This is a genomic window from Streptomyces sp. NBC_01176 (assembly GCF_045039825.1).
GTDB lineage: Bacteria > Actinomycetota > Actinomycetes > Streptomycetales > Streptomycetaceae > Streptomyces.
This window is the reverse complement of sequence record NZ_CP108600.1, coordinates 937,737-953,183: the sequence shown is the minus strand read 5'-3', so window position 1 is coordinate 953,183 and position 15,447 is coordinate 937,737. Positions and strand designations below refer to the sequence as shown.

At 68.0% G+C, this 15,447-nt stretch carries 16 protein-coding genes and 2 pseudogenes; 6 read left to right on the top strand and 12 right to left on the bottom strand.

The window, feature by feature from the left end:
* Positions 1–430 precede the first annotated feature (430 nt).
* Positions 431–1,682: pseudogene (locus OG199_RS03775) on the top strand (IS256 family transposase).
* 6 nt (positions 1,683–1,688) lie between these two features.
* Here the strand turns inward: OG199_RS03775 and OG199_RS03770 are convergent.
* The 3 genes and pseudogenes from OG199_RS03770 to OG199_RS03760 all read right to left on the bottom strand — a co-directional run.
* Positions 1,689–2,147, bottom strand: a complete 459-nt coding sequence (locus OG199_RS03770; protein WP_405827927.1) for a hypothetical protein — start codon at positions 2,145–2,147, stop codon at positions 1,689–1,691.
* Positions 2,148–2,428: 281 nt separating this feature from the next.
* Positions 2,429–2,782, bottom strand: a complete 354-nt coding sequence (locus OG199_RS03765; RefSeq protein WP_405827925.1) for an ANTAR domain-containing protein — start codon at positions 2,780–2,782, stop codon at positions 2,429–2,431.
* Between the two features lie 383 nt (positions 2,783–3,165).
* A pseudogene (locus OG199_RS03760) lies at positions 3,166–3,308 on the bottom strand (aminoglycoside phosphotransferase family protein); the annotation flags it as partial.
* A 223-nt stretch (positions 3,309–3,531) separates the two neighbouring features.
* On the opposite strand from OG199_RS03760, the gene OG199_RS03755 reads away from it, so the two are divergent.
* Positions 3,532–3,798: a GlsB/YeaQ/YmgE family stress response membrane protein gene (locus OG199_RS03755; protein ID WP_356809456.1), complete on the top strand. Its 267-nt coding sequence runs from the start codon at positions 3,532–3,534 to the stop codon at positions 3,796–3,798.
* Positions 3,799–3,871: 73 nt separating this feature from the next.
* Here the strand turns inward: OG199_RS03755 and OG199_RS03750 are convergent, their stop codons facing one another.
* Both OG199_RS03750 and OG199_RS03745 read right to left on the bottom strand, forming a co-directional pair.
* Positions 3,872–4,096: a hypothetical protein gene (locus tag OG199_RS03750; RefSeq protein WP_405827923.1), complete on the bottom strand. Its 225-nt coding sequence runs from the start codon at positions 4,094–4,096 to the stop codon at positions 3,872–3,874.
* 433 nt (positions 4,097–4,529) lie between these two features.
* Complete coding sequence (locus tag OG199_RS03745) at positions 4,530–5,192, bottom strand: nitroreductase (RefSeq protein WP_405827921.1); 663 nt, start codon at positions 5,190–5,192, stop codon at positions 4,530–4,532.
* A 336-nt stretch (positions 5,193–5,528) separates the two neighbouring features.
* Here OG199_RS03745 and OG199_RS03740 point away from each other — a divergent pair, with 336 nt between their 5' ends.
* Entirely contained in the window at positions 5,529–6,131 is a 603-nt protein-coding gene (locus OG199_RS03740) for a TetR/AcrR family transcriptional regulator (RefSeq protein WP_356809455.1), read from the top strand.
* 428 nt (positions 6,132–6,559) lie between these two features.
* Here OG199_RS03740 and OG199_RS03735 read toward each other — a convergent pair whose 3' ends face one another.
* The 5 genes from OG199_RS03735 to OG199_RS03715 all read right to left on the bottom strand — a co-directional run bounded on the left by OG199_RS03735 (position 6,560) and on the right by OG199_RS03715 (position 11,393).
* Positions 6,560–7,756 (bottom strand): ABC transporter permease, encoded by a 1,197-nt coding sequence (locus OG199_RS03735; RefSeq protein WP_405827919.1) that lies wholly within the window; start codon positions 7,754–7,756, stop codon positions 6,560–6,562.
* A gap of 155 nt (positions 7,757–7,911) precedes the next feature.
* Positions 7,912–8,955 carry a YbhN family protein gene (locus OG199_RS03730; RefSeq protein WP_405827917.1) on the bottom strand — a complete coding sequence of 348 codons (1,044 nt, stop codon included), beginning with the start codon at positions 8,953–8,955 and terminating at the stop codon, positions 7,912–7,914.
* Between the two features lie 131 nt (positions 8,956–9,086).
* Positions 9,087–9,524, bottom strand: a complete 438-nt coding sequence (locus OG199_RS03725) for a hypothetical protein (protein WP_401809804.1) — start codon at positions 9,522–9,524, stop codon at positions 9,087–9,089.
* A 146-nt stretch (positions 9,525–9,670) separates the two neighbouring features.
* The gene (locus OG199_RS03720) at positions 9,671–10,168 is read right to left on the bottom strand and encodes a patatin-like phospholipase family protein (RefSeq protein ID WP_405827915.1); all 498 of its coding nucleotides are present in this window, start codon (positions 10,166–10,168) and stop codon (positions 9,671–9,673) included.
* A gap of 391 nt (positions 10,169–10,559) precedes the next feature.
* Entirely contained in the window at positions 10,560–11,393 is an 834-nt protein-coding gene (locus tag OG199_RS03715) for an alpha/beta fold hydrolase (protein WP_405827913.1), read from the bottom strand.
* A gap of 112 nt (positions 11,394–11,505) precedes the next feature.
* Here OG199_RS03715 and OG199_RS03710 point away from each other — a divergent pair, with 112 nt between their 5' ends.
* The 3 genes from OG199_RS03710 to OG199_RS03700 all read left to right on the top strand — a co-directional run bounded on the left by OG199_RS03710 (position 11,506) and on the right by OG199_RS03700 (position 13,280).
* Positions 11,506–11,946 carry a MarR family transcriptional regulator gene (locus OG199_RS03710; RefSeq protein ID WP_356801412.1) on the top strand — a complete coding sequence of 147 codons (441 nt, stop codon included), beginning with the start codon at positions 11,506–11,508 and terminating at the stop codon, positions 11,944–11,946.
* Positions 11,947–12,285: 339 nt separating this feature from the next.
* Entirely contained in the window at positions 12,286–12,870 is a 585-nt protein-coding gene (locus OG199_RS03705; RefSeq protein ID WP_401809798.1) for a dihydrofolate reductase family protein, read from the top strand.
* Positions 12,867–13,280 (top strand): VOC family protein, encoded by a 414-nt coding sequence (locus OG199_RS03700; RefSeq protein ID WP_401809795.1) that lies wholly within the window; start codon positions 12,867–12,869, stop codon positions 13,278–13,280. The genes OG199_RS03705 and OG199_RS03700 overlap by 4 nt, the downstream gene beginning before the upstream one ends.
* Before the next feature lie 303 nt (positions 13,281–13,583).
* Here the strand turns inward: OG199_RS03700 and OG199_RS03695 are convergent, their stop codons facing one another.
* Both OG199_RS03695 and OG199_RS03690 read right to left on the bottom strand, forming a co-directional pair.
* Positions 13,584–14,516, bottom strand: a complete 933-nt coding sequence (locus tag OG199_RS03695; protein WP_405827910.1) for an aldo/keto reductase family oxidoreductase — start codon at positions 14,514–14,516, stop codon at positions 13,584–13,586.
* Positions 14,517–14,564: 48 nt separating this feature from the next.
* Positions 14,565–15,425: an aldo/keto reductase gene (locus tag OG199_RS03690; protein WP_356801406.1), complete on the bottom strand. Its 861-nt coding sequence runs from the start codon at positions 15,423–15,425 to the stop codon at positions 14,565–14,567.
* Between the last annotated feature and the right edge of the window lie 22 nt (positions 15,426–15,447).

Sequence of the window (15,447 nt, the reverse complement as noted above, 5' to 3'; positions counted from 1 at the left end):
TCTGCCGGGCCGTTCAAGCGCGTCTTCGACGTAGTCCTCGTAGTCGTCGTCCGCATCGCTCTTTCCTGAGTAGGCGAACGCCTCCCACACCTCCAGGACGTTCTGCAGACCAGCCACCGAAGAGCTGACCAGCCCGTACTGCTGATCCCCATCGCCTTCATAGCCGCGGGCCATCCACACTTCACTGCTGTCGATCAGCAGCCAGTACGTGTTGACGCCGTCCTCGAACGCACCGAGGAACGTAGCCCGACCCGGCGGAAGGTCGCGGACATCCAGCTCCCGACCCGAGTCCCGCACGAACATGCGGGAGCAATGCTCAAGACCTGTGGATCAGCCTCGGGTTGGCGCGTGAAGGACGTACCTTCCCGAATGATCCTGTGATGGTTATCGAGTAGGCCGACGTTGGCGCGTCGGTCGGGAAGGCACGCCCGTGCTCACGGTAGTCAACGAAGACGGAACGACACCACATGGCTCCCTGATTGACGACATCGTCCGCGAGGGCGCACGGCGGATGCTGGCCGCCGCGCTGGAAGCAGAAGTCAACGCATACATAGCCGAGTTGGCCGATCAGCGGGACGAGTCCGGGCGGCGTCTGGTCGTGCGCAACGGCTTCCATCAGCCGCGGAAGGTCACGACCGCGGCCGGGGCGATCGAGGTGAAGGCTCCGCGGGTCAATGACAAGCGCGTCGACAAGTCCACCGGTGAGCGCAGGCGGTTCTCCTCGGCGACCTGCCGCCCTGGGCCCGTAAGTCCCCGAAGGTCAGCGAGGTACTGCCCCTGCTTTACCTGCACGGCCTGTCATCGGGGACTTCGTGCCCGCCCTGGAGCAGTTCCTCGGCTCCTCCGCCGGCCTCTCGCCCGCCACCATCACCCGGCTGACGACGCAGTGGCAGGCTGATCACAAGGCATTCGGCGAGCGCGACCTGTCGGCCACGGACTACGACTACGTGTGGGCCGACGGCATCCACCTGCGAATCCGCCTGGCCCAGGCGAAGTCCTGCGTGCTGGTCGTCATGGGCGTGCGCGCGGACGGCACCAAGGAGCTGATCGCGATGGCCGACGGCTACCGCGAGTCCGCCGAGTCCTGGGCCGGCCTGCTGCGTGACTGCGCACGGCGCGGGATGCGCGCTCCGGCCCTTGCGGTCGGCGACGGAGCACTGGGCTTCTGGAAGGCCCTGGCCAAGGTGTTCCCCAAGGCCCGCCACCAGCGGTGCTGGGTTCACAAAACGGCCAATGTGCTCAACGCAGTCCCGACGTCGGCCCAGTCCAGCGCGCGGAAGGCGCTGCAGGACATCTGCAACGCCGAGGACCGCGAGCACGCGGTCAAGGCCGTCACCGCATTCGAGAAGACCTACGGCGCGAAGTGGCCCAAGGCCGTCAGGAAGATCACCGGCGATGTCGACGAACTGCTGGCCTCCTACGACTTCCCGGCCGAGCAATGGGTTCACCTGCCCACAACGAACCCCATCGAATCGACCTTCGCGACAGTGCGTCTGAGGACCAAGGTCACCAAGGGCGCCGGCAGCGCGGCCGCCGCGCTCGCCATGGTCTTCAAGCTCGTCGAGTCCGCCCAGGCGCTCTGGAGGGCGGTCAACGCACCCCACCTCGTGGCCCACGTCCTCGCCGGAGCCCGCTTCGAACGCGGCCTGCTCGTGGAGCGGCCTGAAGTCACCGCGTCCTGAGCGCCATCAGCCGTCGTCCGCGCGGGACCAGTACCCGCGGATCACCACCAACTGCTCATCGAGGTCGGCATCCCACTGACTACTGGCGAAGGCACCCGGAATCGTGAGTGACCGTCCATAAACCCGGACGGCGCACAGATCCCACCACTCACCACTCCGTGCTTGGTGGCGTCGCTTCTCAATCCGGGTGATCTCGTCCCACCGGATCGATCTGTGACTGACGAAGGTGCGGAACTTCATCCCATTGGGCGTGAGGAGCGTCCGTCCGTATCCACGGTTGACCATGTAGAAGAGCGCGATCAGCCAGAACACGCCGACGCCAGCAACCCACCACCATCGTTCCGTGGCCGGCGCGGACAGTGCCGTTGCCGCCGCTGTGCCAGCGCAGATGAGGGTCAGGAAGCCGGTCCACCACCAGTTCCTACGCCGGGCATTGGCGTCGAGACCGATCCATACGTCGGGCACAGCCGCGATGCTACAGACTCCAGACGACACCCGTCATCCCCTCGGCGAGCCCAGGAGCACAAGCTACCTGGACCACAGGTCTTGACTATTGCTCAACATGCGGTTGCAGTCGGACGGCAACCTTCGCTCGACCAGCTCAGACACTGCCTCGCCGCCCACACCCAGGCGCGCGAGAGAACTCGCGTCATATGGCAGCCACAGCGCGCTCGGCAACCGGCACCCCCTACTCGATCCGTCCATCCGATCCTCTCAGACCGCGTGGACGACCCATCGGACAGGACCTAGCCGACGCCCCCCACGCCCGGACCGTCCTGATCTTGCGACCATCGCTGCACCGCCGCGTCCAGCTCCGGCCCGACGGGCGGCTCCAGCGGCTGTCCCAGTGCCCAGCCGATCATCGTCTCAGCGATGCTGCGCAGCTTGATGTTGGTGCGCTGCGAGACCTCCCGTAGCACCTCGAACCCGGCAGCCGGCGGAACGCGGCACAGCGCAGCGAGCACACCGATGGCCTGGTCGACTGTGGCGTGTGCGCCCACCGCGCGCCGCAACTGGAGGTTCTCCTCTTCTACCCGGGCAAGCATCGCCGCATCGGGCGCGCCGTCCGGTGAGGGGCATTGCCCACGGGAAGTCGTCACGGGTGGTCCTTCGTGCAAAATGGTCTCGGTATTCCCTTTCCGCCTGCCCCGGTCGGAAGGAGCAAGGCAGCGCCAGACTGAAACGAAGATCACACGCGAGCAGTGGGCCGTCCTGTGTACCCGGCCAGACGCTGGAAACCGGGAGGCGGTAGGAGCCATCCAACGGACAGCGCCGCTCACCGCGCGGCATCATCGATCCGCGCCCTGGCCACCGGCAGCGACGACGACCCGGCCGCCCCCGAGGTGACAACGACCCTCTGCGACGACTCCGATCAACGATGGGTTGTGGGCGCGCATCGAACCGCTGCTGCCGGTTTTCCTGCGTAATCGGCGGCCTCCAGGTCGTAGGCGTCCGGATAGTCGCGAGGTGTTGTGCGGGGTCGTGTTCGCGGGGCCGTCGCGAGCGCGAGCGGCTTGCACCGCAGAACCTCCGGGGGCGGGACCGGCACCAGGGCCATCGCCTCGACCTCGACGTCGATGCGTGCCTGATCGGCGTCGACCTCTAGAACACGTCGCTGACGCGCATTGTCGCGCGCTCGGAATGGGCGACGACGACCCCGGCGACGTACTTCCAGGAGGGCGGGTTCGTCGCGCGCCAACGGGATCGTATGGCTACGGGTGTTGTCGGTGACGACCGTGTGGGCCGTCGCCTCCTTCGTCTCGAAGGTCAAGGCGGCGGGACTGTCTCAGGAAAGCGGGGGCACCGTTACTTCGACAATCTTGCAGAGAAGCAGGAGGAGGCGGACGGCATGGAGATCTCAGGGGTCCCCACGGCCCTCGTGATGGGCATCGTCATCGGTCTCCTGGGCCGTCTTGTCCTCCCCGGCCGTCAGCACATCGGGGTGTTGTGGACCATCGTGGTCGGCATCGTCGCGGCCCTGCTCGGAACAGCCATCGCCGGTGTGTTCGACGTCGCGGACACCAAGGGCGTCGACTGGATCGAACTGGCCATCCAGATTGCCCTCGCTGCCGTCGGTGTGGCCGGGTTGGACCGCCTGCTGGGGGATGTCGCGTAAGTACTGGGCTAGAACGGTGCGTTGTACTGGTAGGCCAGCGTGCTGTCGCATTGCCGTCGGGGGCGACAACCGCTCAGGCGCCGCGTGCGCGTTTACGCTCGTCGCGGGCCTCACGCCAGTTTCGTCCAGCCCTCTGCGCACGGTTCGTGTACCAGTCCCGGAACTTCCACATGGCCACCAGGAACGGCGCCGCGATCACGCCGAGGAGCAAGGAGCTGCTCCAATCCTCGTCCTTGCCGAAGTGCAGATACAGCACCACTCCCACGAACGCCAGAAGGAACAGCAGCAGAAACTTCACCGGCCTCGAAAGACTCATACAGGTCCGACTACCCGCGATTCGGGTAATGCACCAACTGTCGCCGCAGGGACGGCGCGTGGCCCGCAAAGGTGCTCGCTTGCGAACCCGGCACACCACGACCGGAGGACGGACTGCGCACGGACCGGCTCCAGGGCGAGCAGTCCCGGCCGCCACGATGAGGTTACCGAGCTGGGTGTTCAACCCGGTGATGCGCAAGGTGCAGTAGGGCGGGCCCGAGGCGTACTGGGGGAGGGGGCGGCGCTTGCCACGCTTCGGCGCGGAAGGCCGCGCGGGTACCTCCGCGGCGGCCGCCGGTACGACGGGCATCCGTACACGCCCGCCCGGGTGGGCCGGGCTCGGTCTGCCGTTGTTCGACAGTCGGCAAAAGCCGGATCCGTCTGTCGGTCGTCGGGCTGTCGTGGCTTGGTCATCGTCAGCGGACGTACGTCACCGTCTCGCTGAGGGGTGCCCGGCCTGTGCGGGGGGAACGTGCCGTGATGTCCTCGAATCCGACCGACATGCCGCAGAAGAGGATGAGCTCGTCCGGGGGTGACAGGACCTCCGCGACGGTCTTGCGGTATTTCGCCCATGCCATCTGTGCGCAGCTGTGCAGTCCTTCGGCGCGGAGCAGCAGCATCACGGTCTGCAGATACATGCCGACGTCGGACCATTGGGGTCGGCCCATGTCACGGTCGATGTAGCAGAACAGCGCGACGGGCGCGCCGAAGCAGTCCCAGTTGGCGGCCGCGGCGCGCTGGCGCGCCTCCAGGTCCTCGCGGGGAATGCCGAGCGCACCGTAGCGCTGCTCACCGAAGGCGGACCGACGCTCGCGGTAGGGGGACTCCAGCACCGGTGGGTACTGCTCGTACTCCGGTTCGTCCCAGGGGTCGCCCGAGGCCACCCGTTCGCCGGCGCGGTTCTTGAGCGTGGCCAGCGGCTCGCCGGTCAGCACGTAGAGGTGCCACGGCTGAAGGTTCGATGCCGACGGCGCCCAGGCCGCCGCGAGCAGCACTCGCTCCAGCACCTCGTCGGGCACATGCCTGTCGGTGAACGCGCGCATTGCCTGTCGGCTTGCGACCGCCTCATAGACGTCCACGGCTTCCCACCTCCATCTGCTCTCACTTCATCGACCGCAAACAGGGGTGATATGTGACAGCCAGGACCACCTCCTGTGCGACAGGTGCGACAGGTGGCGCATCGTGAACCGGGGCTGGACGGGTTCGCATGCCCGCCGCGTGGATCGGGACGTGCGCCGTCGGCCCGCCGCGTCCCGCCAGGTCCGTGACCTGCTCGGCGCGCATGGCCGCAGGGGGCCGGCCACCGTGGGCGGCAGTCGGCACAGCGCCTACCGCGAACCCGGAGGAACGGGCGAGGTGTCTCCGTATGCTAAGATAACACGAAGGTTCGTTTTGTTTCCGTTGAGGATGGAACCATGCCCAAGGTCACGCAGGAGTACATGGATGCCCGCCGTGCGCAGATCTTGGACGCTGCGCGCCGCTGCTTCCTGCGCGAGGGATTCCATTCGACTTCCATGCAGGATCTCTTCGCGGAGTCGGGCCTCTCGGCCGGCGCCGTGTACCGGCACTTCGCCAGCAAGAACGAGATGATCACGGCGATCGTCGAGGAGAACATGCGTGACGTCCTCGCGATGGTCAACAGCGTCGCGAGGAACCGGCCCAGCAGCTCGATCGGGGACCTCATCGCCGATGTTCTCGAAATCGTGAAGACGAAGACCGCTGAGCAGAACATCGCCGGGCTGGCCGTTCTGGCCTGGTCCGAATCACTGCGGAACCCCTCTCTGGCCAAACAGTTCGACGACCTGATGGCGCAGATGCGCTCGGCCATGACCGGTGTCATCCGCGAGAACCAGCTGAGCGGCAACCTCACCCGCGCGGTGTCTCCGGAAGCGATCGCCGCCACATTGATGTGCATGCTGCCCGGCTACATTCTCCAGCTGGCCATGGGCGACTCCAAGGCGTTGGAGGGCGTCTCGGACGCCTTGCGGGCGCTCTGGCCGGATCCGGCGACGTCCTGAGGCGCCGCCCGCCGCACCGTGACGCCCGGCCAGATGCGCTCGGCGAACACGTGCTGGTACCTCGCCGTTGACGACGGCCGGCCACGGGGAACTGCGCGGCCTGTGCGGCGCCTCTGCCGTCGGCTTGCGAGAACCTCGTGTGCGACGAACCTCTCCAGCACGGCCATGTTTCCCGCGTGGGCGGCCCCCACGAAAGCCGTCAGGAACCGGCGGCGGTCAGCGGCGGTGACAATGGCGCGCTTCTCCGCCGCCGGCTGCCCGCGGGCCCACCTCCCAGGCCGGCGCGCGCCGGCCTGGGACTGACCGGGAATCTCGGTGATCTACTGGTCTGCGGAGCGGTCGTGGATCTGCCGGCGGATCCAGGCCTCCCGGAGGACGTCATCTGGCCGGCGCGACCGCACGGGCGACCGTGAGGATGAGCGTCTGCCTCATCCATGGGCCGTGTGCCGGGCGTGCGAGTGCGGACGGTTCGTGGGTGACGACGGCAAGGCCGTCGGCGTTTCGTCTCCGGCCGGGGAATCCGAACTCCTGTCGTCGGCAGCGACGTGCTCCGCCGCGAGCGTCTCGTTCGCGACGGCGGGGGTCCGGCGGCCGAGGGCGACGGCGGTCAGCCCCAGCGTGCTCCACAGGGCGAGGACGGCGATGTGGCCACCGGACGCGGCGCCGTCGAAGTAGGCCGTGCTGCGCAGAAGATTCGCGCCGGCGCCCGGCGGCAGCCACTGGCCGATGTCGCCCACCGCTTGGGGCAGCAACTCCGGTGCGGAGGTGATGCCGGAGAACGGGTTCCCGACGAAGACCATGAGCGCCGCACTGAGCCCGATCCCGGCGGGACCGATGAGGGTGACCAGGCCGACGCTGGTCGCGCTGATGGCGAGCATGGTGAGGGACAGGGCTCCCCAGGTGGCCAGATGCTCGTGCGGCAGGGCGCCGAGGAGGCCTTCGGCAACCAGGTAGGCGGCGAGGCCCGTAGCGGCGCACGCGGCGAGCAGGTCGATGAGCCGGCGCCACGACGGCATCTGCGTACCCGACATCGCGATGAGAGCCGCGATCAGAATGCTGCATATGGTGAGGGGGAGAAGTGCCGAGTTGAAGACCACCCCCCGCGGGTCGTCGGCAGAGGTGGACACGACATCCACCGTTCGGAAGCTGACCTTGGGCACGGGCTTGGCCAGGCTCTTCCGCGCTGTGGGCCTAGAGGAGGTGCCGGCGGCCGGCTTGGCGTGACTCGCGGGCAACTTGGCTGCGTGGGCGGCAAGTTGTTGGCCCGCCGTGGTGAGCAACTGGGCCACGGTCGTACTCGCGGCAGTGGCTTCCAGCGCCGTGACGCCGCCGGCGGTGACCACGAAGGCGCCGTAGACCTCCCGGTTCCTGATCGCGGAGCGCGCCGACGCCTGGTCGGGGTAGAGGTGGAAGTCGAATCCGCCCGGTTTGTAGTGCGTCAGACCCTCGACCGCACTCTGGCCGGCCGTGCTCGCGCCCACGACACCCACGGGCAGATGGCGGGGCGCGATGCGCGATGCGGGCCAGGCGTACGCCATCACGGCCAGCGAGATCACCAGCGGAAACGCCACGGTCATGATGACGGTCCGACGCCATGAGAGGGGTCCCGCCGACAGGTTCTTCACGATGTGTATCCCTAAAAAGACGAACGATCATTTTATTTAGTCTTCAGTCTGCCGCCGGCGCTCCCGCACGTCAATGCGAACATTCGTTTTTCTTGCGGGCGGCGGGCTTGCGGGGACAACCGGAGGCCATAGGTTCCGGGCCGGCTACGCCTGGACTACGTCCTACAGGTCACTGTGCCGGCTTCCGCCGTCGCGTCGGAGGTTGCCGAAACGGTTCGGGCGTGGCCGCAGGACTCGCGCACATGCGGAGGGCGGCCTGGTCGTCGGTGCTGTTGAAGCAGCAGGAACCATCCAGCGATGGCGACCAGTCCAGGGGTGATCGTCCGGTAGAGGAGGTCGGCGGCTGTGGCGGCGCTGACGGGTACCCCGCCGTGGTGCAGGGTGAGGATCAGGGTCGCGTCAAGTACGCCGATTCCCGCGGGCAGCAGCGGCACCGCGGATGCGGCTGTCATCCCGGCGATGTAGGCGAACAGAGCCGTGCTCAACGAGGGTGATGCTCCGACCGCATGGCATACAGCGAGCAGGCACAGGAAATCGCCGCCCCAGTTGAACAGGGCCAGGCCGAGTCCCCACGCCCAGAACCGGGCCGGGGGGTGCATGGCAGCCAGTTCGTCGAGCATCCGGTCGGCCGACGCCTGCACCCCGGCGCCGCGGCGCAGCCTGCGCAGCGGGTGAAGCAGCGCACGCACGGGCCGACGCAGTACCGCGGGATGGTGGACCAACGCGAACACGGTGCTGGTGAGGGCACAGATCGCCCCGACGCGGACGGCGACCGAGAGGAGCCGGGAGCTGTCACCCGAGAGAAGGTGACCGGCGCCGGCGAACAGGGCGAGCGCGATCGTGCTCAGAACACCGGTCGCGGCGTGCGCAAAACCGATCTGGGACGCGCTGGCTCCCCAAGAACGCATGCGGCGCGTCCGGTAGGTGATCGAGAGCAGGCTACCGCCGGGCAGGGTCGCGCCCACAGCGTTGCCGGCGAACACGGTGGCTGCGGCGGAACCGAGGCGGACGCGTAGTCCGCCGGTACCGAGCGCGTGCCGTTGCAGGCGGGCGAACATCATCATGGAGACCGTCTCGCCGACAACGGCCGGCAGGACCCACGTCAGTTGGGCATGGGCGAGCTGCCCTGCGGCCCGACGCGTGTACGGCGCGATCAGCGCCAGTTCGGCGCTCATCACCACCACGACGGCACCTGCCATCAGCGCACTGCGCCGGCGCAAGGGCGGCAGGGACATGAACCGGCCTGCCCGGTGAGCCTGCTCCGCACGGCCTGCCGTGTCCGAGTCCTGAGCGCGTTCGCTGTCGGTATCGGCTCCCTGCGACCCGCACATCATTGCAACGGCCAGTGAGGCAGGACGCGGAACGAACCCTCCAGGTGCACCTGGCATCGTGTGCGCCCCGGGAACGCCAGGTCCCACAGGCGCGCGACGAAATGCACGTCAAGGCCGGCGGGTGCGGCACGGCCTCGTTCCGTGCCCACGTCGCACGGGAAGGGGTTGGCGACGTCGAGACGCGCCAGGGACGCGACGTCGGTGATGCCGTTGATCGTGAGTATGGCGACAGGGGCCCGGGAGGTGACGCTTTGATCGACGGGGCGGTAGCGGGCCAGCCGCAGCTGCCCTGTGGATCCGGCGAGTTGACGCCCTGCATCTGTGTGGCGCGACCGAGAGCGCCAGGAACGGTGTTCTTCGACGTTGTCCGATATCCGAAAGCGCACCAGACCCTCTGCCGGTTTTCTGCCGCCACGGCTGACGAGGAAAGCTTCCACAAGGTGCAGCGGAAGAGCTGAGGATGCCTGCCCGCGACGCCGACCGCGCAGCCAGCTGTCGGCCTCGCCGCTGCCCCTGACTGGTGGCCTGCGACCGACACCCGGGTGGTCCCCGGCGCCCGGAGGCAGGGGAAGGGGAGGATAGATCATGGTGGACTGCCTAAGGGGAAGCTGCGGGTGGGGACTTGGGCGGTCTGCCCACGTCGGTTTCGGGAGTGTTCCGGGCGACCGGAAGGAGTGACCGGGCCCGGCCGGTTACTCGACCCGGTGGCGTGTCCGCCGACCTTGCGGACGAGGCCGCCGAACCCTAACCGCAGCAACTTCCCCACGCCCGCGCTCGAGACGGCCGCTTCCCCACGTCCCACCACGGCCATGACCGGAGTCCGGACGGAGATCGGCGCGCCGTGCCGGCGCTTGATGTTCAGCCACGGCGCTTCCAGCCGGTCCATGCCCTCGATGCTCGGGTCGGTGGCGAACGCGACGCCGTTGAGCGCACCACCCGAAGACCCTGCTACGAGATCAGGCGTGATCCCCGCCCGCGTGAGCGCCCGCAGCGCGCCGACCTGTGCCGCGCCCCGACTGTCACTGTCCTGCCGTACGAACGCCACGACGTCGGGCGACGCCGACTCAGCCGTGGAAGGCATGGGCGGGACCCCGTCTTCCCGGGGAACCTGAAACCGAGCGATGGCCGGTCTTCCGGTTCGCGGGGTACTCATGCCGACTCCGCCCTTCCGAGAATAATCGTTCTTTTTTAGCGGTGCCCATCCTGCGGCACGGACGAAGGACACGTCAAGACGAACATTCGTTTTCCTTTTGCGGAGGAAGTCTGCGCCGCCAAGGCCCTCGCCGCCGCCACAGGGAGCGCGAAGGAGGCCCGCAGGCACGCGGCCAACGAACGATCCCGTCCTCCCACCGCTGACCTGGGGAGTCGCGGAACTGCGGCCGGAGCCCCGAAGTTCGCCAGGGTGGCTCGCGCAACTCACCTGAGGGAACGCTCCGTCGGGCGCGTAAGTGCGCCTCCCTTGGGTCCCGAGGTCAGTCGCTGTCGGCCAGGATCTGCCGGAGCCGGGCGGCATACGCCCGCGGGTGACTGGTGTTGCCGTTGTGGCCGCCGGGGAACTCGGCTGTCCCGCGTCCCACCAGGGTGGACAGGGCGTCGGCGCATTTGCGGTCGAAGACGTGGTGCGGCGTGGTGAGTCCGGCCGCGGGGACGACGCGGGTGCGGGCGTCCTTGAGGGCGGTCGGGTCGAGGTTGTCGTGGATGACGGCGGTGAAGTCGTGCCGGATGAAGTAGTCGAAGTTGGCTCGACGGCGTTCGTTGATCGGCTGAGGTGTCAGGCCGGGTTCGGCGTTCTTGTGGGTGGGGTCGATGCCCAGGGTGCGGGCCATGTGTGGCAGGACGGCGTCCAGCCCATCTCGTCGGTAGAGGTCCTGGAGTGAGGCGAGCTCGCCTTCGTGGCGGGAGCGTTCGCCCTTGGGCAGCAGGCGGGGGGCCACCGGTTCGTGAGCGACGAGTGTGTGGATCTGGTCGGGGTGCAGCAGGGCGGCGTGCAGACCGATGACGGCGCCGAGGCTGCAGCCGAGCATGCGGGCGGGGGTGTCCGTGAGCGTGGCGAGCAGGCGATGGACGTCGTCGGCGTGCTCGTCCAGCGTGGCTCCACGCTCCGGGTCGGCCATACGGCTGCGGGAGAGGCCGCGGCGGTCGTACGTGGCCACGGTGTAGGTGCCGGCGAGCTGGTCGATGAGGTCGCGGCTGCGGTCGGCGTCGCCTTCCCCGCTTTCGGAGATCAGCAACAGCGGGCCGCTTCCGCGCAGTTGGTAGTGCAGGGAGGCGTTGGGCACCTCAAGGGTGCCGGAGAGCGTGCTCATGTCTTCCCCGTTCGCCGAGCGGCGACAGGTCCGCCGCGTCCGATCCTGAGCATATTTCATCGAAGTCGATATATCTAGCTGGATGTATCGACGTGGATGTAGTGTGGTGTACGTGAACGCAGTCGAACTCTTTCTGCTGGGACGCACCTTGATGAAGATCGGCGAGGATGCGCTTCCCGAGCCTCCCGGCGGCGCCGCGCGGTATGCCGGCAGCACTCGGACGGTGTTGGTCGTGGCCAGCGACATCGCGGCCCATCCCGACAGTGCGGTGGGCGAGATCGCCGCACGCACCGGCTTGCCGCAGAGTCAGGTGTCCACGGCTGTCGCGCGGCTGAAGGAGGCCGGCTCGGTGCAGGCCGTCACGGACCCGCAGGACAGGCGCCGTATGCTCGTCCGCCAGGCTGCCGAGCCCTCCGAACGAGTCGTCCACGTTCGCGAGACCGATGTCACCGAGGCACTGGCCGCCGCCCTCGGCACCAAGGAAGTGGCCCGTCTGCGCGAAGTCACCACAGCGCTGGAGACGCTCGCCCGTGCCCTTACCCCCGGAACGTGACCTGCCCCCTGCCGGGGCCCCGGCCGACTGTTGCTCACGACCGCTTGGGGTCGGCCTTTGTCGATCCTGCGCGTGAGGGGGGTCACAGCGCGCAGCTCTGGGGAGCGGGTGACCGTGGGGCGGGCGAGTTCAAGGTTCAGGAGAGAGATCGTCGTGGACGGCTCACGGACTGTGGACGCTCAAGCAGTCTGAATCACCGCGAGTGATCGACTGCTCCTGATGTACGCCTCGTCAGGCCGATGAATTTGCCTGCCGCCCGGAGTCTTCCCATTGGCAATCCCGCCCCGACGGGCGAGAAGCGGAGCATCCGGATGCCCTGGACGAGAGATGGAGGCCGGAATGAGCAGTCCGATTCGGCTGTACATGTCGATGTCGCTGGACGGCTACATCGCCGGTCCGGACGATCGACCGGGCCAGGAACTGGGACGCGCCGGTGGACGTCTTTTCAACTGGCTCGACGACCGGGAATCCGACGGTCCCAGCGGACAGGTTCATCGCGAGGCGCTGGCGACCGGCGCGGTGATCTCCGGCCGTCGGACCTTCGAACTCGCCGGGCGTTGGCAGGGCGACCATCACGACGGTGTGCCGATCTTCGTCCTCACCCACCAGGCGGATGACGGGGACGTGCCACCCGGCCACGCGCGATTCGTCACCGACGTCGATGACTGCGCCCGTCGGGCTCGCGCGGCCGCCGGGGACCGCCCGGTCATGGTCCATGGGGCGGGCGCGGCCCAAGCGCTCCTTCGAGCCGGGCACATCGACGAGATGGAGATCCACCTGGTGCAGGTCCTCCTCGGGGGAGGCCGACGACTCTTCGACCACCTCGGTGGTGATCACATCGAGCTCGACCTCGTCCGACGGCTCGAGGACCGAGACGTCACGCACCTCCGCTACCGGGTATGCCGTCCCCATGAGGCCGCATGAAAACGCTCTTCGTCGCCTACCGCGTCACCGACCTGGACCGCTCGCTCGCTTTCTACACCGCCTTGGGCTATGTCGTGCTGGGCAGGGTCGACGGCGGGGACGGGAGTCACCTGGTGATCCTCAAGTTCCCCGGCGAACCGGCGGCCTCACTCGAACTGGTCCACCGTCCCGCTGGCGGACGCGTCGAAGGGAACAGAGGCTTCGACCACCTCGCGATCCAGGTGGGCGCACTGGCCGCCACCCGGGAGCGGCTGACCGACGCAGGCCTGGAGCCGGGACCCGTCCAGTACCCGGGCGGCCCTCGCGGCCCGAAGACGTCGTGGCTCACCGACCCGGACGGCTACCAGATCGAGTTGGTGGAGTGGCCGCCCGGCCACCCCGACGGCATGACCGCCGCGGACTTCTCCTGAGCGGTCGGTGAGCGGAGTGGACCGTGGCGGCCCGCATCGACGCGGACTTCCTCGCCGAGGACATGGCTAAGGACAAGCGGTCCGGGCAGGTTCTTCTGCTTGGCCAGAGCACCACCCTGGAGCCGGCGCGCTCCGCGACGAGTCGCGCTTGTGCGAGCAGACGCAGGGTGACCTCCAGGGTCACCCTGCGCCGTTTACTGTCCGGCCTGCGGGAAACTGGCAGACGTCCCGGTTCGACGAGCCACCGGCCGCACGATCGCGCCAGTCGTCCTAAGGCCGATGCGGATGGCGTTGGGCCGGCGGTCAGGGCACGATGTAGGTCGCGGCGCGGAACAGTTCGTACCATTCCGCACGGGTCAGTGGTACGTCCGATCCGAGGGCAGCGTCCGCGACGCGCTGCGGTGTGGTCGTACCGATGACCACCTGCATCCGGGCGGGGTGCCGGGTGATCCAGGCTGTCGCGATGGCCAGTGGGGGCACACCGTACTTCGCCGCCAGACGGTCGATGACCGCGTTGAGCTCGGGGTGGCGCTCCGAGCCGAGGAACGGTCCGTCGAAGAAGCCGGCCTGGAACGGTGACCAGGCCTGCACGGTGATGTCGTGCAGGCGGCAGTAGTCCAGCAGCCCGTCGTCGCGGCTGACCGACTGGTCCAAGCCCTGCATGTTGGCCGCGACGCCTTGCGCGATGAGCGGGGCGTGCGTGATCGACAGCTGGAGCTGGTTCGCCACCAGCGGCTGACTGACGTGTCGCTTCAGCAGGTCGATCTGCCGGGGGGTGTGGTTCGAGACGCCGAAGGCCCGTACCTTGCCGGCCGTGGCAAGTTCATCGAACGCGCGCGCGACTTCTTCGGGCTCGACCAGGGCGTCGGGACGGTGCAGCAGCAGGATGTCGAGGTAGTCGGTGCCCAGGGCCTTGAGTGAACCGTCCACCGACTCGACGATGTGTTCGTAGGAGAAGTCGAAGTATGGGCCTTCGCGGACGATGCCCGCCTTTGACTGGATGATCAACTTTTCGCGCTGCGAGGGGCTCAGTCGCATCGCCTCGGCGAAACGGCGCTCGCAGCCGTGCAACCCGCTGCCGTACACGTCGGCGTGATCGAGGAATGTGATGCCGGCGTCCATCGCGGTGGCGAGGAGTTCTCGTACCTCTGCGTCGCTCTTGTCCTGGATGCGCATGAGGCCGAGCACGATGTTCGGGACGACCATGTCCGTGCCGGGCAGCTTGAACGTCTTCACGATCGGATCCTTGTCCATGAGTGGTATTCGGTGCCGGTGCCGGGCGTCTCAGGCCGCCGACAGACGGGACATCTGCTCGGGAGTGAGCGTCACCTCGGTCGCGGCCGCTGAGTCACGGATGCTTTCGGGGCGAGAGGATCCGGGAATCGGGATCACCACGGGCGCGAGAGCAAGCTCCCAGGCCAGGGTCACCCGGTAGACGCTGACGCCCACCTCGTCCGCGACCTCTCGGAAAGCGGCGTGTTGCGCCGAGAGTTCGGGCGCGTTCGCTATGCCGCCCAGCGGGCTCCAGGGCAGGAACGCGATCCCCAGTTCGTTGCAGCGTTCCAGCTCGGGCAGACTTGAACGGAACCTGGGCGAGAACTGGTTCTGCACCGAGTCGAGCCGACCGCCCAGGATCTCGTTCGCCTCGTCGATCTGGTCCACGGTCGCGTTCGAGATGCCCGCCTTGAGGATCACGCCCTCGTCGAGCAGATCACGGATTGCACCGATCGAATCGGCGTACGGGACGCGCGGGTCGGGGCGGTGGAACTGGTAGAGGCCGATCGCCTCGACACCCAGGCGCTTGGCCGACTCCTGGGCCGCCTGCTTGAGATGGGCCGGGTTGCCGTTGACCGTCCAACTGCCGTCGCCGGGCCGCAGGTGACCCCCCTTCGTCGCGACGAGCACGTCGTCCGCTCCCCGGCCGTACGCGCGCAGAGCCCGGGCGATGAGCTCCTCGTTGTGCCCGACCTCGCCGGCGTCGCGGTGATACGCGTCCGCCGTGTCGATGAGTGTGACACCGGCATCGAGCGCGGCGTGGATCGTCGCGATCGATCTGTGGGTGTCGGGGCGGCCCTCAATGGACATCGGCATGCCGCCGAGCCCGATCGCCGACACCGTCTTTCCGCCGATCGTGCGTTGCTTCATCGAACGTCTCCTCCGGATGTGG

Bases quoted from the DNA above. Each gene is read 5' to 3' on its own strand.
- OG199_RS03755 (WP_356809456.1), top strand. From the start codon at position 3,532: ATGGAGATCTCAGGGGTCCCCACGGCCCTCGTGATGGGCATCGTCATC.
- OG199_RS03740 (WP_356809455.1), top strand. From the start codon at position 5,529: ATGCCCAAGGTCACGCAGGAGTACATGGATGCCCGCCGTGCGCAGATC.
- OG199_RS03730 (WP_405827917.1), bottom strand. From the start codon at position 8,955: ATGGCAGGTGCCGTCGTGGTGGTGATGAGCGCCGAACTGGCGCTGATC.
- OG199_RS03720 (WP_405827915.1), bottom strand. From the start codon at position 10,168: ATGCCTTCCACGGCTGAGTCGGCGTCGCCCGACGTCGTGGCGTTCGTA.
- OG199_RS03715 (WP_405827913.1), bottom strand. From the start codon at position 11,393: ATGAGCACGCTCTCCGGCACCCTTGAGGTGCCCAACGCCTCCCTGCAC.
- OG199_RS03705 (WP_401809798.1), top strand. From the start codon at position 12,286: ATGAGCAGTCCGATTCGGCTGTACATGTCGATGTCGCTGGACGGCTAC.
- OG199_RS03700 (WP_401809795.1), top strand. From the start codon at position 12,867: ATGAAAACGCTCTTCGTCGCCTACCGCGTCACCGACCTGGACCGCTCG.
- OG199_RS03690 (WP_356801406.1), bottom strand. From the start codon at position 15,425: ATGAAGCAACGCACGATCGGCGGAAAGACGGTGTCGGCGATCGGGCTC.